We start from the raw sequence: 19290 nt of genomic DNA, 5'->3' as shown, positions 1-19290 counted from the left end.
AGCTTACCGCCGGTCTCAACGGTCACCCCCATAAGTGTTACGCCAGCGTAAGATGAGGGCCTGGTCTTCAGGCGTCCCCGCAGCGCCTGCCAGTACATATTATCGCGTGCGTTGTTACTGCCCTGTTCATTCCGGCGGCGGCAGCGGACCTCCACTAACCCGGCGCTGGTCAGCGTGACCCGCTCGGTGAATCCAAGCCCGTTAATATTTTTCAGCGCATAGATGCCGGTAAGGCTGGTCCAGCTGGAGCCCGAGCTGTAGACGCGATACTGGATTTCCCATTCAACATGGCGTGTCTGCTTTTTACCTTTCCCGTTAAATCCACAGATGCCGCTCGGGAAAGAGAAATTGACCTCAAACATGTCACAGGTCTCATTCTCCGGGCAGGCGAGAAACGGCCCGAGCCAGGTATCATTGTCATTTATCCCGCTGGCCGAATAATCAATCATTGTTCTGGCTGAAAAGCCAGGCCAGGTGGAATCGACCGCCCCGCCAATCAGGCGCTGAACTGTCGCCGTTGCACCATCAACGGTAACAATCCGGTACTCATAACCGCGATGGGATACCGACAGGCGCTGCTGCCCGCCAGGAACGCCAGTGAATGCCGCGCCAGCTGCACTGTTATAAGCCAGCGTAACGCTGGCGGTAACCGCGGCACTGCCACCTGATGATGCCGTGCCAGTAGTGTTCGCCGGAGAGGTTCCGAAAACGGAAGCAGGGAGAGAGGTCGTGGTGATACTGCCGCCAGCATAGGGGCTGAAAGGTTCCGTTATCCTCACCGTGCCACTGATATCCTGTGCGGCCAGACCGGAACCTTCCAGCGCCTCAGTAATGGCTGCCACCAGGCCGGACATCGTCACATAGTCAGCGATCAGGGAGACGGAGTAAGTTGTGCCCTGCCAGGTCACATCAAACGTGGCGGTTGAGGTCGAGAAATCATAAGTTGACGGTGCTGCGCTGGCCTGCACGGACGCGGCACTGCCACCTGTACCGGGAACGGCTGCCTGAGATGGCGTCCAGGTAGCGATATATAACTGATAGTCAATGCTGCCGTAAGTCATGGTCACCGGCATGCCGACATAGGGATTGATTTCAGAAAGAAAGTCACTCGCCAGCACGCTGTAACCTGACGATGAGCTGACGTTAAATGTCGTCGGAGCAATGATCTCAACTGTCGCCCCTTCCACCCATGAATCCGGCAATGCTTCGTCATCTTCGTCGGTATCATCGTCATCGTCAGTATCAAGCCCGGTAAAGGACACACTGGCCCCGGACACCGTCATGCTGTCAGCAATGATGTCATCCGCTTCCGGCGCGGTCTGCGCCATATCCAGCCCTGATCCTGACGAAGTTCCGCCGACTTCAGTTGACGAAAACCAGTTTTCGCTGCGCTCATCACCGGAAACACTGGCTCCTGGCTGATACACGGTATAACTGAAACCGGGCAGCGACGACACAGGCGTATCGCCAACCCTGATATCACCATCGGTAAACGCAAATTTCCCCATCCCAATAGAGATCAGCATACTGACACGCATAATCGTTGGATCAGTGGCATCAAACCGGGTAACCGGCGATACCACGTAATCCGGGTACAGGCGCGTGCGGCCGAACACCTCACGTATCGCATCACCAAGTTTAGCGGTGTTGGCCTCTGCCGGATTAAGATCAAGGCTTTTACCAGTGGAGGATGTGTAAGAGCCAGCGTCCAGACTCGACAGCATGAAAACAGAATAGGCGGCGGCGGCCACTGCGACAGAAACGGCGACCCAGGCCGCAATCTCAAGCCCTGTGCCGTAAGGGACAGGATAGATACGCACGTCACTGACAGGCGAAATATGGCAGTCGAACCAGGCTGAAGGCGGTATATTTTTGCCGTCAACATCAATACTGATGGGATGAGTCCGGTCAGGGTGAAATTCCCTCACATTTTTTGACAGCCAGCCCTGAAGGGTTGTCTCGCCATGCTGATGAACCTCCAGTGGCTCACCCGGCAGGCGGGATGGATAGATTCTTATTGTCACCGCCAGAACTCCACTTTAACGAATCGTCGCCTGAAACGGGAAAGCGGCAGGAACGTCACATTAGTTCCCGGATTGCATTCAGCAACATGCAACAGGCCGTTAATTTCCACCACAATACCCACATGCGTAACTGCTGAGCCGGAATAACAGGCAACACCTGCCCCGGCCCCTGGATCACAGCGTTCAAGTGAAAGCATCAGTTTCCTGGCTTCCCGATCCAGTCCGTTGCCATCTTTTGTCACGCCGGAAAAATCCGGCCATTCCAGAAGTTCAAGGTCGCGGCGTATTTCGTTAACGATGCCGAAACAGTCGAGCTCCGGGTATGCGCGTCCGCCCTTCAGCCAGGTGACTGAACGGTATTTATCCGGGTTGAACACGGGAGACTCCTTAGCTGATATATCTGAGTCCGGGGTAATATGGCAGGGTGTAACGGTAGCGCGGCCACGCGGTATCGAGAATATTCATATAGCCCGCCTTTATCTGCACCTGTAATGCAGTCCATGAGCCAGATTTAACCGCCAGCGTATACGGCGTCGACGCCGGTGCTGTCAGGTCAGTGGAAATGTAGTTGCGGTACTTAAGAGTAGCGCTGCTGAGTTTGTCCAGCGCATTCCTGATAGCGGTCGACACCTCACCATCAATATTGCTGATGGCAAACTGCAAATCCTGAGTACCGTCGCTGTTTCTGGCGGGCAGAGCAATATCAATGGCGCATGCAGTAAACGTCACAGTATCGCCGGCTTCAGTCATTGCGGTAATATCCTCGTACCCTTTGCAGAGATAATGGATGTCATCGCCGATATTGATCTGCAATGTTTCGATTATAATCTCATTACCTGATGAGGCGTAAAGCCGGTTAAGCACCGTCATGATTTAGGCCACTCCCTGTTTATTGCCAGATCAACAATATCGCCGTTAACCACATAGTCAGGGAAATCAGTCCATTCTTCGGGAATCAAAGGACGTTGCCACAGTTCAAGCGTGGCTGTGTATTGCCAGAATTTACCCGCCAACAGCATTGGACCATCATAAATATCAGTGAACCGGCATTTATAAAGTTCAACACCGAGAGGTGTTTTTACTTTCATATAAAACCATGATTCACCATCAGTCAGTCGATCTCTGAACCAAGCTTCAAAATACTGAGCCATTCCCGGTTTTTTAAAAAACCACTTTACCGCCACCTGCGTTGGGACAGAAGTATACAATCGCCTCTGTCTTGCCCGACCTGATGTTAAATCAGTTCGAAGAAATGGACTGACTGGTTTAAATGACAGATCTGACTGAAGAGGCAGGGGGAGATAATCATGGGGATAGTAAATATCAGACATTTATCCCTCCAAAAAAAGCCCATATAGATTGAACTGCCCCCGCAGTGATAGATGCGGGGGTTATTGAGGTTTCCCAAGCAAACCTAAAGCATATTGGCCAGGAAATTTAACGAAACTCGGCAACTCGTTGACCTGACACCCTTGCCAGAGATGACAAATTACCGTTTAAAACTCACGGGACAATGTCAAATATCCATTAAATCGGACAGAGCACTCATCGTTATTTAACAGGCTGGAAACAATATAAACATTGCTAGCGCCTTTCACGTTGGTATAGGTGTACTTCGCCGTCAGGTTCATTGCGCCGTTATCATGGTAAATGCCGTAGTAATCTTTGACCGAAAGACCATTGCCGTTTTTTGCGTCAAGCTGCGCGAACTGACGTGCTAACGCATCGGAAACAGGAGAAAGATTCAATACTTCAACCGTCGTTTTACCATGCTCGATTCCCTTAACCCCATCTTTAGTCACTACAGATAAAAGCATCTCTTCCGCATAATGGCCTCGCGCGGCGCATTCGTTACTTGTTGCTTCAACAGCGTGGCCAGCGAACGGCAAAATGACCAGCGTTAATCCATAAGGCCGAATCACCGTACCACCTCAAGGATTGCACCGCGATCTTTGCTGACCAGTAAACGTGTTGATGGCCCCATGATAATGCAACCTTCGGAAGCAAAACCTTTGATACCGTGACGCTTATCACCGTGCATCCTGAATGTACGCATATCACGAGCATAAGAGCTACCGCTGATGTGATTCAGCGTAATTGTTAGTGGACCTTTGCTCGTTCCAGTACTGCCGATTTTCCACATGCCACGAGGGATAGGCCCCATTCCGCGAACCTGTTCACGATCAGGATTATTTTTATTTGTTAGTATACCGGAATAACCTGTTTCGATTAATTTCCCATCGAGATATAACTCGCCCGTACTTTGCTTGTAAAGCCATTTTGCCACGATATTCTCCTTATGCTGTTTTCCGATCGTTCCAGCTATCGGTGTGTTTAATATTTCCATCTGTATAATGCCAGTCTATTTTTTCATAACACAGCCCGACATGCTCTATGTGTCCGTGCTTTACAAAGTCCGGATCTTTGGTGTCGTACATTACAGTTACAACATGGCACACCTTCACATTTTCTAGCGTCGTAACGAAATATTCTTCTTCTTGGCCGTTGTAGTTGATGCGGTAGAACTTAAACACCGCTTTAGCCAGCGTTTTCCCTGTTGTGAGTGCCTTATACAACAGCGGTGATGAGCAATCTGTCAACTTTTCAAATGTATACGCTTCATGTCGTCGCGTGCCTATCGCTGCACCTGTTGCATCGTCCGTTGGGATAAACAAATCATGCTGCATTCCGGTTAGTTCGATACTTCCTTCACGGCCCGATACATCGACAGAACCTTTTAATAACTTCCCTTCTTCTTCGAAAATCCACAGATATACTGGTATAGACATTCAACAAACTCCCTCATCATAAGAAGTGGGAAATTATCTTCTGCTCACCTGTTATTACGAAATATTGAATGATGTTTAATTGATGGAAATCAATAAAAACACACTTTCAAGTTACAATCAGCTCACACATCTTTTCCTCTGCGATCAAGTTGCTACTTGTTGAAGTAATCTGAATTCAATTGGGCTAAGGCCATTAAGGCGCAAACTGAGGCGTTCATGATAGTAGTCGTGGATATAGCCTAACTTTTTCTTCTTCCAGTGCTCCACCCTGCCGATAATGCTTTAGAAACTTTCCCTCTACCGGTAGCAATGTGTTCAGTTATCAGTTGATAAGTGTTTTTCCCCCCCTGCTCAACCGCGTCCTGCATCATCTGCAGGGTTCGCTGATCAGGATCACCATTAACCTGGATGGTGGGTGCATAATGGAAAGCATTTGCACTGGCCGATTCCTGTTGCTGATCACGCAGGTTCTGAAGCGTCGAATCCAGTTTCGCAGATGTCTGGGCTGTCACGACCCTTTCACCTTTTTTCAGAAGCCAGGTTCCAGTTTCTGGCACCGTATCAATACCGTCGTGCGCCATACCGGTCAGGGCTACCGACTGAATATTAGAAACGATACTTGCTGTCGCTGCTGCTACAGAAGCCATAGCCACCAGATTATAGGGAAAAGGATTCGCGGCGGCCTGAGCAATGCCCGTCTGAATGGCCACCATCGACTGAGCAATTGCGTACGCTTTATCGGCGATAAAGGCAGCTTTATAGATAGCTGATTTTTCACCGAAGGCCGTTCTGGTTATATCGACAACGGAATCCAGGCTGGACTGGATAGCCTCAGAGATGATTTTATTTTTCTGATCCTCAATGCTTTTCTCGGCCTGTGCGTGCTTCTTCTGCAATGCCTGCTCTTGTGTATCCCACTGCGCGTTGAGGTCAGCACGCTGCTGACGGTATTGAGCCAGTGAAGCGAGGTTGCTCTGATACCATTTTTCCAGCTCCGCTGATTGCTGATCCAGTTGCGACAGCTGGTTGGCATCCCCGGCAAAAGAACCGGATAATGCGCCACCTGCTTCGCTGGATTTCCTCACAGACCGCTGGATATCCCTGGGCATATCGGTGATCGACTTTTTCGCAACGTCGCGTGAAGTTTTATCGTAATCTGCCGGGGATATTCCGCCATCGGCCTTCAGACGGTCCAGTAAATCGAGCCGCTGCTTCGTCAGATTAAGCGTTTTCTCTTCCTTACCGCGCAAATCTTCCTGAAGTTTTGCCAGGGCCTGCTGCGCGACAATTTGATCACCCAGCTTCGCGTTAACTTCAGCCTGGGCGATGACCTTATCTTTACTGGCAAGCAGTGACTGCTCATCTTTGCTCAGGGTGCGATTTTTGGCGGCGTCCTCAAGAACATTAAATTTAGCCTCGGTTTCCCACAGGGCTTTACGCTGCTGGCTGATGGTGTCATTAATACCCGCATGCTCCTGCAGCACCTTCAACTGAGTTTGCAGTGCAAGCGTTTCAGCATTAACAGAATCAGCCGCCTTGTCCCCGGATGAAACGCTGTACCCTTTTTGTTTAGGGGTTTTAGGGTCCTTATATTTTTCCTCAATCCCTTTTTTGATCTGCGCGATTTCTTCATCGCTCAGCGACTGATTCAGCTTTTTTCGTTCCGCTATATACTGATTCAGTCGCTTATATTCAGCCGTTCTCTGCTGCTCTTTAGTCAGACCGGCAGCAGAGACAGATTGAAAGTGTTGCTGATTTAGCAACGAACTTTGCTCAAGCGTTGCCTGCTTCTGCTTTTCTTCCGTTTTCTGCTGTTCAGTATGCAGTTGATCAGTAAGGGAGGAGACCTGTTGACGGGCCAGATCACGGGCATTTTCAAGTCCAACACGCTGCTGGCCCTGTGCGCTGGTAGTCCTCAGAGCCTGATCAAGTTCATAGAGCTTGTCGGTGGCGTCAGCCAACTGAGACTGGAGCGATTTTGCCCGTCCAATATCCAGTAACGCATTCCACATGGACTTAAAAGCATCGCCAACTTTGTCAGCCGCAGTTTCCAGCGTCCCCATGTTGTTCTGGATATCACCAGCCATCGTCCTGAACCCCTGCGCCGCCACGCCATTGGCGTAACTCAAGGCATCCGTATACTTTCCGGCGTCCTGCAGGGATTTAACGTAATCCAGCTGCCGGGCTGTGACCTGTCCGTACTGCTGCGCCATCGCAGTAAGACCACTGGTGGGATCGGCAGTAATTTTGCCAAAAACCACTGCCAGCTCGGCAACTTTGGTGCCTGTTGCATCTGAAAGCGTTGCGATTGACTCAGCCACGCCCTGATAGTCATTCCCAAGGTTGGCGCCTGCCTGAGCCAATGCGGTAATCGCGGCAGTAGCACCGCTGAAAGAGCTGCCCCCTTTTTCCGCTGCCTCAGAAACAAACAACAAATTATTTGCTGTCTGTCCTGAGCGGAATCCCGTCATTACCAGCGCTTTATTGAACTCACTGGTTACAGCCTGACCTGTTGCAAAAGAGTAGGCCAGCGCACCTGCCGCCACGGTAAGCCCCACGACCCCAGCCATGGCCGGGTTGATGGCACCCAGTAATGCGCTGAACGTCGGGCGCAGCCCACCAAAGGAATCCTTAATCTGCCCGCCCTGTTGTAACAGGATCAACCAGGGACTTTGCCCACCCGCCAACTGAGTGGCAATATCGGTGAACTGTGCGGGCAGTGTACGCATTGCCTGCTTATACTGACCAACGGAAATCCCGGCCCGTTTTGCCGCCAGTTCCTGACGGAGGAATGCCTGCTCACCCAGATTACCGGCTGTGGTTTCATCCTTCCCCAGCCCGTTAAGTTGTTTGCGCGCGAAAGTCAGCTGTTCGTTGAATTTCGCGGCGTCTGCATCAAGGCTGACGACCAGATCACCGACTGCCTGCACCATAACGTATTCCTCCGGTAATACCTTCAGCGAGCAACATCAGTTGATCATCGCTCGGTTCAATATCTTTTTTATCAGGGTGCAGCAAACTGAAACTGGCAGGCGTCATATCGTTTTTGCACATCAGGGAAATCACCAGGTGACTGAGATTTGCGAAATGCGCATCCAGAAGATGATCGTTAAAATAATGGTCACGATAAAACAGTGACCATTCCTGAAGCTCAGTGGACGTCATGCCGGACAGCATTACCCGCCAGTCCGGGCGGCTGAACTCCCTGGCTAACCGCATCACGAACCTCAGTTCCCCGGCTAAGACTTTTCCGCAGTAACGGCCTCAGCGCCAGCCACGTTTTCGGTCTGTGGTTGTTCGTCCTGTTCCGGCGGCATCATCCCTGAAAGGGCTTTAATCTTGCGATCAGCCTCTCCGAGAGCGGTAACCGGCCAGGTGGCGAGGATTTCGTCATAAAGTTCCTGTACTGAAGGCCCTTTCCTTTCTGCGTGCCAGACCGACATAGCCACCAGCATGGCGCTGGCCCGGATACCCATGGCCACCAGCTCCGCATGCCGGATGCTGGGGTCACTGTCAGACTGAGAGGATTTTTTTTCTATCTCAGCCAGGTAGTTCAGATATTCGATGCGCTGAAGTGCCGACAACTCATAAAGCGTCAGATTTTCATCACTGAAGCTGAATTCTTCCGTTTTCAGAAACATGATTTCTCCTTAAGAGCCGGATTCAGACAGCTGAACTTCAGCCAGCAGCGGCTTGCCTTTGTTCGCAATTTTTACCGTACGGGTGATCACCTCATTTGCCGCCACAGCTTTACCCAGGCTACTCACCCAGCCGGTAAAAACATCCACCACGCCGTTGGGGTATTTAATTTTGTAAGGCTTGTCACTCCCTTCCTCAAACCACGTAATCAACGTCTGCTGACCTGTCTCGCCGGGTTTCCATGCCAGGGTAAAACTGGCTTCCCCCGCTGACTTTTGCCCTTGCGTGGTGGACGCCCAGTCAGCGTTATCATCATCAAGGAAAGAATCATCATAAGAATCAGCAGTCAGCTCTGCAGGCGTTAGGTCTTTAATTTGCGCCAGACGGGTCCAGTCATCATCGGATGTCGGGCTGGCGTATGCATCACCGGTTCCGGTATACATCCAGAGTGTGGTGCGTGCACCTTTAACGGGTACGGACGGATCAGTAGCAGCCATAATGTCCTCACAGGTAATAAGTCAGTGTGTGGCGGAGATCAGCAGATCCCCACGTTGCCATTTCATCGTCGCGCTGGTAGTCGTAACCATCCGCAACAATCATTTCGACCAGCGCCGACAGCGCAGGCATAGCTGAAAACGCCGGATAGATGTTGTTCTCCATCCAAGTATCCAGTGCAGAGTCAGGGCTGACAGCCTTCAGAAAAACTTCCACATGCAGCACAGCACGCCATTCATCTTCATCCAGCATGCCACCCGTAGGCTGTGCATCCGTGAGATAAACAGCCAGGGCGGGCAGTTCTTCCGCATTGAGTATTGCCGGACGACCGTCATACCAGCGCACAGAGGGGTCGGTGATGACCTCTTTGAGAGAATTGATGACGGCCTGCCGGATAAGGGTGTGTTTATTCATCGCTTAATGATGATCCTGAGCTGATTTTTAAGGGCGGAGGCCATTTCCCTGGGCATGTCACTTTCCATCAGCTTCGGAAGCTGATCTCTGAAAGCTGTTGTCAGTGGCACAGACATCGGGATTTTGACCACTTCAACCGGATAGCGGGCTTTGCCGGTACGCTGCAAAACATGCCATCGCCCGTTAGCCAGCCTCTGGATAAATGCATGTGGGAAGGAATAGCGGCCAATCTTCAGCACACTGTTTTCACCGCGCACGCGTCCGGCCCGCCGGGATAGCTGCACCCGGGCCGCGCCCAGCTTGATAGCAGGAAGATCGCCACGGTTAACGCGCAGGGTGGCGACGGGGTTTTTCACAGACGCTTTTTTCAGCTTCGAACGCTGCATGACCAGCTTTCTCTGTACGCGGGTTTCACGCGATACCACCGTGCTGCTCCGCCCGATTGCCCGGACAGCAATACGGTTAACGGCCTGCGAGGACGCGCGCGGAACGGCGGTCTTGCTGATGCTGTTCAGGTTTGCGATCGCCTGTTCCAGTCCCTTTATGCTCATTGATCATTCCAGCCATATTTGCGACTTACCGTTGAACTTAGCGTGACGAGTCACGCTGTATTCATCGCCATTAAATGTGACCACGTCGCCGGTCCGGGCACGGTAATCCGCATCAAACACAACCAGAGAAAGGCCATCCCCTCCGAGCGCGCCCATTTCAGGCAAAAAATGACTTTCAACCGCGATCATTTCTGTACCGTTAATGGTGACTTCACGCCCTAACCGGCTGGCAGTCACGGAATCCATACGTACGGCCAGCCGGTCAAAGGGGTTAGCTGCCACTTTCGGTAGCTTCCGTTGCTGCTGGTACCGCACCCACGTTGATTTTCACATTAACCACCGTGGTGCCAGCTGGCGCATCTTCCCAGGCAATACCGGCATAAATGCCACCTTCAGCGCTGGCCTGTGCGGTGCCGTCACTGATAAATACCGCTGCCCCTTGTGACAGGACATCCGCACTGATCTTTGGCAACTGGAAAACGCCATCAGTAAAGCCGTCTCCGGTGCCCTCCACGGCAATATCGGTGATGGCAATCGCCACAATATTACCGACCACTACGGCATCACCGCTGGTGATCACTTCTGAGCCCGCATTGGTAACGGGGATGGTATTGCCATTCTGAACAAAGTTCTTAGCCATCTTCTGGTCTCCATCCGGCCATCTGGCCGGATTTCAGATATAAAAAAAGCCCTTACGGGCGGTTAACTGCTGGAGGATAATCAGGAACCCTGCTCACCGGTTGACCTGACCAGACCACGCCAGTCAAGTGGGGAAACACCAGCATCAATGCGCACCTTGGTGGCAATACCGTCAGTGTTGAACCCCTCCTGCTGATCGATATAAGGCGCTTCCACACCATCCAGGTAGGCCACTTCGATGGTGTCCATACCCTGCGCCGCCGCCAGATACCACTGAACTGCACTTTTATCGTCCAGGCGTGGTTCGGCGATAATGGTAGCGAAGTTCTGGATCGGGTTGATGATACCGGCGTTGACGTCCGCCCCCTTCACGCTTGCAGATTTCACGGTCTGGCTTGCCATGGTTTCCAGTGCGGTTGGCACCAGCAGAAAAGCGGGGCGAATGTTCAGCGTGCGTCCGGTTGTTCCTTCTTTCTGCGTACGCATCAGCTGACGTGCCGCATCCAGTCCGCTCACATCAATGCCGCTGGAAGCCATGTTGCGGTGGTCAGAACTGAACAGAGCTTTCCCGTCTGACATTTTCGGGTTGCTGGTCAGAATGGTGTACACCAGATCGCCGATTGTCGCTTTTGCAGCGCGCCCCATTTTCAGCGGCACGTCCGTCAGCTGATTCAGGTCATCGTTAATGATTGCCTGTCGGGTAATGGAGAAGATTTCGCCGTAGGTTGCCAGGGCAATCGGCTCGCCCCGATCGGAGGTGGTGACGTACTTATATTCCGCCCCTTCCCGCACTTTACGGAGTGACGGGAAGCCGCCAAGACCAACACGATGCGCCGTTTTGAAGTCGGAAAGTTGGCCTTTTTTAGTCCACTGTTCAAAGGTCTCATCCGCCTCTTCCCAGCCCTGAAGAATAGACTTGTTGGCTACATCCAGCAGGATATTACCGAAATCTGAGGTACTGTGAGTCAGCGCCAGTCCCACCATCTGCATCGGATTATACGATGCCACCCCGATTCCCCGCTCGGTCAGGGACATGCGCGCATACTCACGCATCGACATAGCGTTGTAGGGGTTGCTGTTATCGCGGTTTTCATAACCTGCACGCGCCATCAGCGCCTGGCGAATACCGTCACCGGTAATATTGCCGTTACCTGCATGAATGTGATTCGCTGCCGCAGGGCGATTTGTCGGCGTGGACTCCTGACCCAGTGCGGCCAGCAGCTTATCCTTCGCCCGGTTAACATCGCATTCGATATCTTCGATACATTCAGCCTGAAGTGCCTGATGGCGACCGCCAAAACCGGCAAACAGATCACGGATACCGGTCACGCGAGCGCGTTGCTCGGCAATAACCTGTGCACGGATAGCATTTTCATCCGCAATTGCTGCCGGAGCCGGTTGTGGTACGGCAGGCGCGGGTTGTGGTGCTGGTTGAGGAGCCGGTGCCGCTGAGGCTTTCGGCGGAGTGATCATATGTTTAAGGTTACGTGGCATAGCGTTGAATTCCTCGATTCGTTTTGAATTTATGCGGGCCATCGCCTGCACTGCGGGGGTTAACTGATCGGCAAAGCCGTGCTCAATGCATTCCTGCGCCGTCATCCAGGTCTCTTCCCCCAGCATGTCAGCCAGTTCATCTGTGGTTTTTCCGGTCTTTTTGGCATAGGAAGGAATGAGCACCGTTTCTACCTTATCCAGCAGGTCGGCGTAATCACGCATATCGTTGGCATCACCACCGGTGACGCCCCATGGCTTGTGGATCATCATCATGGCATTTTCCGGCATGATGACCGGATTACCGACCATTGCGATCACGGAAGCCATTGACGCAGCAAGACCATCGATATAAACGGTTTTACTGGCTGAATGACCGTTCAGCAGGTTGTAGATTGCGATGCCGTCAAACACATCGCCGCCTGGTGAATGAATGTGAAGATTGATATGATCGAGGTCGCCAAGCGACTTCAGGCTCCCGGCAAACTGCCGCGCAGTAACGCCCCAGTAACCAATCTCATCGTAGATATAGATATCCGCCTGACGATCGCCGCTGGCTTTCATGCGAAACCAGCTGCGATCGCCGGATGATCCGCGCGGAGAACAGCGCGTATTACTCTTTTTCTTGCTGACCACTGGTCGCCCCTTTGTCATTTGCCGGATCGGTATCAAAGACCAGCCCCAGCTCTTTGTTTTCATCCACCTCCGCCTTACGGCGGCGCTTAATTTCGCCCGGATTCGCTCCGCGTGCGCGCACCCAGTCACTCTCGGTTGCGGAACCACCGCGGATCATGGTTCGCCAGGCGTTTGCCTCTTTCTGCGGGTCAATCCACGGCATTACCGGACCGCTGTAGACCGCATTCATCAGCGTTTCACGGGCAACATCAGCAGGCACCTTAATAACGCCGGAAATGATTGCCATATTCAGCCAACTGCGATACATCGGGCGCGTGACGGCCGCGACAAATGCATCCTGGAGGATGCTGTAACCTTCGAATGACTCCACCAGCTCCTGACGTTGCGAGCTGTAGCTGCCATCGTAATTACGGGAAATGCTTGAAAAACTGCTGCGACTTCCGGCGGCCACGGCCCGGAGCTGGCCGTTACGGAAAGACTCCAGGTTGGAATTGGGACGGTCAGACTTGATCATGCCGATATCTTCACCAGGAAGGAGCTTGTCAAACAGCATACCTGGCTGAATATCCAGTTCACGGGTGTCTTTCCCGTTCGCTTCGTCATACGACATCCCGTCACCTTTGCGGATGTACATACCCAGCGCCGCAGCGATGCGCGCTGCGGTCAGCTCTGAATCTTCGTACTCCTTCATGGCACTCAGACGGATCAGGATGCCGGAAAGCAGGCTGTTCCCCCGGACCTGATGAAGACGACGCATAAATTTGAGGTGAAGCATATTATCGGCATTGACCTGCTTCACATCGCCAAGCGCTATCCCGGTTGTGATGAGGTTTTTACAGACGGCATATTTCAACGGGCATCCCCAGTCGTTGAGGAAAACGCCCTGAACCAGGTTATTGCCCTGATCGCTGAGTTCAAGTGGCACGAAATCAGGCTCCAGCGCCTCTATCCAGAACGGGATGCCGTTTGAAGCCTCCAGACCGCTCGCATTACCCTGTACAAGCTGTGCAAACACTTCACCATCACGCAGCCAGGTACGCGCCATCAGGCGCTCAAGCACCGGACGGGTAAACTGGCCTGTCACATCGGGGTTAACCGACCATTCAGCCCAGGCGGTACGGATTTGCCTGGAAAGATCATCGGCCAGCAGGCCGGTTTTTAACATCGGCTGTGGGTCCACGACGATGCCCCGTGAACCAACAATCCTTTCTTCCAGCTTGTCGAGCAGGCCGATGACCAGATCATGGTTATTGTCCAGCCACCGGGCCTGTTCGCGAATGGAGCGGCCACCTGACTGGGTCAGCTGATTGGCGTTGCGGTTCTCGCGCTTTGCCCTGTGTGTGCGTGTCGGCATTGCCGCTTCGTAAGCCCGGATTTGCAGCCGGGACCTCAGTCGGGCAGCTTTCCAGCCAGGAGAAAGCAGGCCGATAGCGTTATCCAGTAATGTCATCGCCGAAACCTCGCCAGGCTATACTGTGGCCGACGGAGGCGGGCGTCGGTAAATTGCTGCAACCGGCGCTCCCACTTTTCCCGACCCGCAATAATTTTGTCCAGATTCTCCATCGTCATCGACTGGCCGTTAATTTCCACGGATTTACCGTCGAGCACGGCTATTTCCGCCTCAATATACTTTTGCAAAACACGTTCAATATCGGCCTGATTCACAGCCAGCCTCCGTTAGATGCGGGCGCCCACGCAGAAGGCGATGAAGCCTGGCGGGTTTCCGCTGGTTTTGATTCAGGTTCGGTTTGCCGGGACACCGGCTGAGATTGCCGGATTTTAGGGACAGAAGCTGATCGGTCTGGTGCACGCGCCCACTCTGGTGGCGCATCCCAGTTGATTCGATCGTATCCGCGCAAAATGACTACGGCATGGGCATACACCATAAGGTCAAACGCTTCGTTAGCCCCCTTGCCAGGTTTCTGCCACTTGCCATCTGTGCCGCGTTCTTCGTAAGTCAGTTCGTCGTAGAACCACTCACCCAGCCAGTCAGGAAAATGCACATAATTTGGGCCGGGCATGTCCCGCTGCAACGCATTGCTGATCCGATCTTTGAGAAGGTTGGTCTGCAAAAGATATAGCGGAACATCACCCCTGGCTTCAGCACGGCGACTGGGCCGATCAGTATTGTCAGGGAAGGTTTTTGTCACCAGCTTACTGCGGCTGGTACTGTCCCCCTTGAAGAGATAGACACGTTTGTGAACGCCGTCCCTGCGGCACTGACGCCAGAATTCGTACGCGTTGCCGGTAACACCATCCTCACCACCAGAATCGACGGCCATCGCCAACACCGGCAGTGTGACAGAAGGATCTGATGACATCGCCCAACGTTTATCCAGCACATCTGTTCGCAGCAGAGACCAGTCCTCCAGATATGCATCGGGGGAAATGGGTAGACTCTCTCCGTCCGGTCCACTGCGCAGTGAGTAGCGGATATTGTAACGGTCTACAATCCAGCGCTCGCCGTGCGCACCATATCCGGTCACCTGAACAACAAAACGTTTGTTTTTCCCACCCTGGACGTCTACCGTCGCGACCAGAAAATGCACACCGTCCGGTACAGTGCGACGGTTTACCGCCTCAGCGCGGGCCATCAGAGTTTCAGCTTTGCGGGTGTCCGTTGCGGAACGGGGCAGATAAGTTAATCCCCAGTCGGTATTGATGACCGCCTTCAGCGTTTCCTCACTACCGGTCATCTCATACTCAAGTTCGGCAGTCAGTAACTTGTAGGTCAGTTGCGCCCAGGTCTGATAGGCTGCAGCGGGACCTTCCATCCAGAACGATGCAATACGTGACCGCCGGGCCTCGCCTGTCCGGTTGCCAGCGGCGTCTATTTTTTCACCTTCACGTAACCAGACATGCGCTTTATTTAATTCACGCTTTTTGTCAGCAGTGATCATACCGTTGCAATGCGGGCAGCTAATATGCGCAGCCTCACTGGCTTTTACCGGGTCGGACTGGTCACGGTAGCCAGTCATTACTTCCATTGAGGGCTGAAAATATTCGCCACAGTGAGGACATGGCCAGTACAGGCGGCGGCGATCCCCGCGGTTATACAACGATGAAATCCCGGTTGCCGGCGGCGCTTCATGCGGTGACTGGCGCCGCCATTTAGTGTCAGATATTTCCCGCCCCGGGCTGCTCTCAACCAGCGTCATACCCGATGACATGAAGGTTGTTGTACGTTTGGAGGCCAGCGAAAAACCATCACCCTCCCCGTCTATGTCATCCGGCCAACGGTCATAGTCCGTGAGAGCAACAAACCGGTAATCCGATGATGACATGATGTTAATGGACGGCCAGCCAATTTTCAGGTAGTTCCCGGCCCGAAAGGTCCGGTCATGAACGTTATTATCGCTGGCGCGCGGACTGAGGCGTCTGGCAACTTCCGGGCTACAGCGAAACGCGCGATCCAGTCGTTTTTTGGAGTGCTCGCGCGCCTTTTCCTCTGTCATCTGTATCAGCAGAAAATCAGCCGGGTCACAAACTACAGAATAAATGATCCAGCCATCTATCAGCCCGAGGGTTTTGCCGGTTCGCGCAGGTCCGACAAACACAACTGCATCATAGTTACGTGATGCAAGGCAGTTCATTGGCTCTGTAATATAGGGTGTAAGTGTGGCATCCCAGGGCAGCGAACTACCGCCCCCCAGCGGTACACGCATATACCGGGAAACGGCTTCAGCTACTGGCATACGCCGGGGGGCTTTCAGGAGCTCTGACACATCACGCCGGATGGCGCTGGCAGACGCATAACTCATTGGTCTGAATCCTCTTCCTCACCCACACTGTTAACCTCACCGGCCAGCACATCGCGCATTTCATCAATGATATCCTGCGCTTCCGCTATCTGTTCCGGTAACCATCCCCGGTCTCGTTCCAGACGATCGGGCCAGGTATCCAGCACCTGAAGGACGGATTTCGCCATAGACGCCATCTCACGATGGACCTCATCAGCGGGAACGAGTTGCTTAAGGGTGGACTCCAGCTTCACCCGCTCATTTTCAGACTGAAACCAGTCTTTACGGGATTTGGGGTCCATCCGGGAAGGATCATGCAGGGACTCAGGTTCGTTAAATTCTTCAGAGACGAACAACGCAGGGCCGACATCTTTTAGCGCATACACCGGGTTACCTCTTACTGTGTCTGCCGCCGTGATGTTCGCGTCTATAAGTCTCTTCCTGACAGTTTTGCGGTCCATGCCAAACGCTTCAGCAATTTTCGCAACACTCCAGTTGTAAGCATCACCTATTTTGCTGATGTCTGACATTGCTCACCTCAACACACCAGCTGAATTTCCTCTTTTATGTTTCTTAACATAATGTTAGAGACTGGTCAGATGTCCCTTGCTCAGGTGCCTGTGGACACCTCGCCAACCACTTATTTGTTATAAATCATTAAGTTAACTCACTTGGTGGTGTCCACATGGAAAATGCAAAACTAGCCGTTTTCCGCGAGTGAGCCGCCCCGTGGTAGGGTCCACCTCAAAAGGGACCCGCAAATGATAATCATTATCATTTTCTCATCTCGACAGATGGAATTGATATCCATTCTCATTTGCGTAGCCGCCACGCCTTACGCCGCTCAACCCGTGCCGCATTATCTGGATGCCTCTCAATCGTACTGGTGTCGGCATGGTCGACCAGTGAGTAGCAGGGGTAGATGACGCTGGCACCATACGCATCTCCGACCGCATAGTCTGCGGCCTTGTCTGTGTTCCACTTCGCCAGGATGTCAACCAGTGCGGATTGTGGCGGGCTGTAGCACACCCCATGGATCAGCCGCGGCAGGGATATGCAGTCCCATCGGTGGCGGTCAGCCTCTATAAGTCGTTGCGCTATGTCAGACTGATACTGCGGTGGCCTGCCCGTACCGAGATAGAAGCTGATGAAGTCATCAGGGAATCGCTCAAGCCATTCAGCTGCCAGCACCCGAAAGCCAGCTACCGGCTGCGCATCATCCTCAATGATCACCACACGACATTGCTGCTGTGCAGCCCATTCAATCGCACGTCGGTGATTCCAGTTCGCTCCCCTGCTTTCATCATCAATCAGCATGTGTGCATCCAGCGCTCGGGCAAGTTGAACTGCGGCATAACTGCGGGTGTGATGGCCGACCACGCAGAAGGCCACATCATTTGTGTTTCCATCGCGCATATTCATCGGCCTTTTCACTCTTGAAGTGCGTGTTAACAGACGGGCCATAGATGAGCCTGTCAGCGAAACTTGAATACCCAATAAGCTGCGTGGCTCCCATATCACCAACGCCAGCCCGTCCGGTTTCCCATTTATGGATGAAATCAATGTGGTCGTCGAACCAGTAGCGCACCATCAGATGCGCAAAGCGCTGCACTGTGGCCCTGTCTCCACCAACAGTGCCGGGGTTAAGCAATGTCAGCTCAGGGTTATCACGGATGAAATCTTGTACCCTGGTATCCGGGTGATTGCGCTTTAGCCATTCATTGTTGACCGCCGCCTGCTCCTGCCCGATGTAAAGCCAGCCGGGGGCGATATCAAAAGGATCGCGCAACTGTTGCACGTCGGTCCCATCGACCACCCAGACCTTGCCAATATTCGGCTTATCCCGCAGCAACTGGTAAACGTGCAGCCAGCGCCCGAAGTATGGGTTGATTTTGTTTTCAACCTGTATGAATTCGACCTCAATACCGTTACCGGTCTTCATCTGCGGGTTGACCAGACGATCATGCATAACAATGAGGCGCCCGTGACGTACCGAGGTGGCCAGTGCGGAGATAAGAGAGACATCAGGCCTCATATTGCCGTTGCGCTGCGTATCTTCCATACCGGTAAGCAGTGTCGTGATGACGACGTTTTCAGCCTGACGGTATTCAACAAACTGGTCATCATCGAGCATGGTCATCCACAAATCACGGCCCTTTGACGCGTTGTGCTGCAAATCAGCAGCGGCGGCAACCGTCTTGTGCGTATTCTTCTCGTGGCGATCGCATTCGTAGAAAAGCTTTTCCGAGCCAGTTACGTCAGCATAGCGCCAGGTTGTCCAGCCACGGTTGTGGATGCGGTCAGAGAGATTAACGTGCTCACAACCATATTTTCCAAAAATGGTCCGCATACCGCCGACATCATCTATCACCCGGCGCTCATAATAGAGCACGGTTCCACCCGACGCGTGGCTTGCCGTATGCTGACTGTCGCTCCATATCTCGACAAGATTCCACGAGTGCGCCAGGTGCGGCTCAGGGCTCTCAATATATGGCTGCCACCATTTATCGACTACAGGCCAGCAGTCGTCATCAAACAGAAAAATATGCTCACAACCTGCATCCATGAGGGCGCTCAGAGAGGCGTTTTTGGCAGTCGCAATGCCCAGCGCTTCGTTGTGGCGAATAACCTTCACCCCACCAGAAGCGGATACCGGTGTGCGTGAACCGTCATCTACAACCACCAGCACAGCGCCCGCTGGTAAAAAACGAACGTGGTGTTCGAGAGCTCTGATCAGCATGTCGTTGCGATTATGGGTAGTTATCGCGACTCCAATTTTGGCCATGCTTTTACTTGCCGGAGCATATTCAACGCCATCAATGAAAACGCCCATTCAAAGAATCCTGCTAATAAGTGGGTATTGCGCCATCGG

The 19290-nt window shown here is 52.9% G+C and carries 22 protein-coding genes and 1 pseudogene; all 23 read right to left on the bottom strand.

The window, feature by feature from the left end; translation table 11 throughout:
• Nucleotides 1–2024, bottom strand: a 2024-nt coding sequence (gene gpJ, locus NG99_RS23815) for a TipJ family phage tail tip protein (protein WP_034898515.1), incomplete at its 3' end; no start/stop codon positions are given.
• Nucleotides 2021–2401 carry a hypothetical protein gene (locus tag NG99_RS23810; protein ID WP_034898513.1) on the bottom strand — a complete coding sequence of 127 codons (381 nt, stop codon included), beginning with the start codon at nt 2399–2401 and terminating at the stop codon, nt 2021–2023. The genes NG99_RS23810 and gpJ, both read right to left, overlap by 4 nt.
• A 10-nt stretch (nt 2402–2411) precedes the next feature.
• Nucleotides 2412–2894, bottom strand: coding sequence for a DUF1833 family protein (locus NG99_RS23805; RefSeq protein ID WP_034898512.1), 483 nt, complete (start codon nt 2892–2894; stop codon nt 2412–2414).
• Nucleotides 2891–3355, bottom strand: coding sequence for a hypothetical protein (locus NG99_RS23800; RefSeq protein ID WP_034898510.1), 465 nt, complete (start codon nt 3353–3355; stop codon nt 2891–2893). Before NG99_RS23800 ends, NG99_RS23805 begins: the two co-directional genes overlap by 4 nt.
• Nucleotides 3356–3520: 165 nt before the next feature.
• Complete coding sequence (locus NG99_RS27740; RefSeq protein ID WP_052130854.1) at nt 3521–3946, bottom strand: hypothetical protein; 426 nt, start codon at nt 3944–3946, stop codon at nt 3521–3523.
• The gene (locus tag NG99_RS23790) at nt 3943–4311 is read right to left on the bottom strand and encodes a DUF2778 domain-containing protein (RefSeq protein WP_034898508.1); all 369 of its coding nucleotides are present in this window, start codon (nt 4309–4311) and stop codon (nt 3943–3945) included. The genes NG99_RS27740 and NG99_RS23790 overlap by 4 nt, the downstream gene beginning before the upstream one ends.
• A 10-nt stretch (nt 4312–4321) precedes the next feature.
• Complete coding sequence (locus NG99_RS23785) at nt 4322–4813, bottom strand: Hcp family type VI secretion system effector (RefSeq protein WP_034898506.1); 492 nt, start codon at nt 4811–4813, stop codon at nt 4322–4324.
• Nucleotides 4814–4957: 144 nt separating this feature from the next.
• On the bottom strand, nt 4958–5080 hold the full coding sequence (locus NG99_RS30430; protein ID WP_408606434.1) for an IS3 family transposase: 123 nt from the start codon (nt 5078–5080) through the stop codon (nt 4958–4960).
• Nucleotides 5053–7746: a phage tail length tape measure family protein gene (locus NG99_RS23780; RefSeq protein ID WP_052130853.1), complete on the bottom strand. Its 2694-nt coding sequence runs from the start codon at nt 7744–7746 to the stop codon at nt 5053–5055. Before NG99_RS23780 ends, NG99_RS30430 begins: the two co-directional genes overlap by 28 nt.
• Entirely contained in the window at nt 7727–8035 is a 309-nt protein-coding gene (locus NG99_RS23775; RefSeq protein WP_269745693.1) for a phage tail assembly protein T, read from the bottom strand. Before NG99_RS23775 ends, NG99_RS23780 begins: the two co-directional genes overlap by 20 nt.
• A 17-nt stretch (nt 8036–8052) precedes the next feature.
• The gene (gpG, locus tag NG99_RS23770) at nt 8053–8454 is read right to left on the bottom strand and encodes a phage tail assembly chaperone G (RefSeq protein ID WP_034898503.1); all 402 of its coding nucleotides are present in this window, start codon (nt 8452–8454) and stop codon (nt 8053–8055) included.
• A 36-nt stretch (nt 8455–8490) separates the two neighbouring features.
• Nucleotides 8491–8949, bottom strand: a pseudogene (locus NG99_RS23765) (phage tail tube protein); the annotation flags it as partial.
• A gap of 7 nt (nt 8950–8956) precedes the next feature.
• Nucleotides 8957–9361 carry a phage tail terminator protein gene (gpU, locus tag NG99_RS23760; protein ID WP_034898501.1) on the bottom strand — a complete coding sequence of 135 codons (405 nt, stop codon included), beginning with the start codon at nt 9359–9361 and terminating at the stop codon, nt 8957–8959.
• Nucleotides 9358–9912, bottom strand: coding sequence for a phage tail protein (locus NG99_RS23755; protein ID WP_034898499.1), 555 nt, complete (start codon nt 9910–9912; stop codon nt 9358–9360). The genes gpU and NG99_RS23755 overlap by 4 nt, the downstream gene beginning before the upstream one ends.
• A 3-nt stretch (nt 9913–9915) precedes the next feature.
• Nucleotides 9916–10194, bottom strand: a complete 279-nt coding sequence (locus tag NG99_RS23750; protein ID WP_269745692.1) for a DNA breaking-rejoining protein — start codon at nt 10192–10194, stop codon at nt 9916–9918.
• Nucleotides 10184–10552 carry a DUF2190 family protein gene (locus NG99_RS23745; protein ID WP_052130852.1) on the bottom strand — a complete coding sequence of 123 codons (369 nt, stop codon included), beginning with the start codon at nt 10550–10552 and terminating at the stop codon, nt 10184–10186. The genes NG99_RS23750 and NG99_RS23745 overlap by 11 nt, the downstream gene beginning before the upstream one ends.
• 80 nt (nt 10553–10632) lie before the next feature.
• Nucleotides 10633–12696, bottom strand: coding sequence for a ClpP-like prohead protease/major capsid protein fusion protein (locus tag NG99_RS23740; protein ID WP_084110619.1), 2064 nt, complete (start codon nt 12694–12696; stop codon nt 10633–10635).
• Nucleotides 12656–14128 carry a phage portal protein gene (locus NG99_RS23735; protein ID WP_034898497.1) on the bottom strand — a complete coding sequence of 491 codons (1473 nt, stop codon included), beginning with the start codon at nt 14126–14128 and terminating at the stop codon, nt 12656–12658. Before NG99_RS23735 ends, NG99_RS23740 begins: the two co-directional genes overlap by 41 nt.
• Nucleotides 14125–14343: a hypothetical protein gene (locus NG99_RS23730; RefSeq protein ID WP_034898494.1), complete on the bottom strand. Its 219-nt coding sequence runs from the start codon at nt 14341–14343 to the stop codon at nt 14125–14127. Before NG99_RS23730 ends, NG99_RS23735 begins: the two co-directional genes overlap by 4 nt.
• Complete coding sequence (locus tag NG99_RS23725; protein WP_034898492.1) at nt 14340–16439, bottom strand: phage terminase large subunit family protein; 2100 nt, start codon at nt 16437–16439, stop codon at nt 14340–14342. Before NG99_RS23725 ends, NG99_RS23730 begins: the two co-directional genes overlap by 4 nt.
• Entirely contained in the window at nt 16436–16948 is a 513-nt protein-coding gene (locus tag NG99_RS23720; RefSeq protein ID WP_034898491.1) for a DUF1441 family protein, read from the bottom strand. Before NG99_RS23720 ends, NG99_RS23725 begins: the two co-directional genes overlap by 4 nt.
• A 283-nt stretch (nt 16949–17231) precedes the next feature.
• Entirely contained in the window at nt 17232–17834 is a 603-nt protein-coding gene (locus NG99_RS23715; RefSeq protein WP_034898489.1) for a hypothetical protein, read from the bottom strand.
• Complete coding sequence (locus tag NG99_RS23710; RefSeq protein WP_034898487.1) at nt 17812–19251, bottom strand: glycosyltransferase family 2 protein; 1440 nt, start codon at nt 19249–19251, stop codon at nt 17812–17814. The genes NG99_RS23715 and NG99_RS23710 overlap by 23 nt, the downstream gene beginning before the upstream one ends.
• Nucleotides 19252–19290: the final 39 nt, after the last annotated feature.

The sequence above is a fragment of the Erwinia typographi genome, assembly GCF_000773975.1.
Classification (GTDB): Bacteria; Pseudomonadota; Gammaproteobacteria; order Enterobacterales; family Enterobacteriaceae; genus Erwinia; species Erwinia typographi.
The sequence above is the reverse complement of the archived record's forward strand: the minus strand, read 5'-3'. Positions and strand labels throughout refer to the sequence as shown.

Excerpts from the sequence above, each read along its gene's own strand:
- NG99_RS23735 (WP_034898497.1), bottom strand. The coding sequence starts at position 14,128 with ATGACATTACTGGATAACGCTATCGGCCTGCTTTCTCCTGGCTGGAAA.
- NG99_RS23755 (WP_034898499.1), bottom strand. The coding sequence starts at position 9,912 with ATGAGCATAAAGGGACTGGAACAGGCGATCGCAAACCTGAACAGCATC.
- gpU (WP_034898501.1), bottom strand. The coding sequence starts at position 9,361 with ATGAATAAACACACCCTTATCCGGCAGGCCGTCATCAATTCTCTCAAA.
- NG99_RS23800 (WP_034898510.1), bottom strand. The coding sequence starts at position 3,355 with ATGTCTGATATTTACTATCCCCATGATTATCTCCCCCTGCCTCTTCAG.
- NG99_RS23805 (WP_034898512.1), bottom strand. The coding sequence starts at position 2,894 with ATGACGGTGCTTAACCGGCTTTACGCCTCATCAGGTAATGAGATTATA.
- NG99_RS23740 (WP_084110619.1), bottom strand. The coding sequence starts at position 12,696 with ATGACAAAGGGGCGACCAGTGGTCAGCAAGAAAAAGAGTAATACGCGC.
- NG99_RS23745 (WP_052130852.1), bottom strand. The coding sequence starts at position 10,552 with ATGGCTAAGAACTTTGTTCAGAATGGCAATACCATCCCCGTTACCAAT.
- NG99_RS23780 (WP_052130853.1), bottom strand. The coding sequence starts at position 7,746 with ATGGTGCAGGCAGTCGGTGATCTGGTCGTCAGCCTTGATGCAGACGCC.
- NG99_RS23785 (WP_034898506.1), bottom strand. The coding sequence starts at position 4,813 with ATGTCTATACCAGTATATCTGTGGATTTTCGAAGAAGAAGGGAAGTTA.
- NG99_RS23715 (WP_034898489.1), bottom strand. The coding sequence starts at position 17,834 with ATGCGCGATGGAAACACAAATGATGTGGCCTTCTGCGTGGTCGGCCAT.
- NG99_RS23710 (WP_034898487.1), bottom strand. The coding sequence starts at position 19,251 with ATGGGCGTTTTCATTGATGGCGTTGAATATGCTCCGGCAAGTAAAAGC.
- NG99_RS23725 (WP_034898492.1), bottom strand. The coding sequence starts at position 16,439 with ATGAGTTATGCGTCTGCCAGCGCCATCCGGCGTGATGTGTCAGAGCTC.
- gpG (WP_034898503.1), bottom strand. The coding sequence starts at position 8,454 with ATGTTTCTGAAAACGGAAGAATTCAGCTTCAGTGATGAAAATCTGACG.
- NG99_RS23720 (WP_034898491.1), bottom strand. The coding sequence starts at position 16,948 with ATGTCAGACATCAGCAAAATAGGTGATGCTTACAACTGGAGTGTTGCG.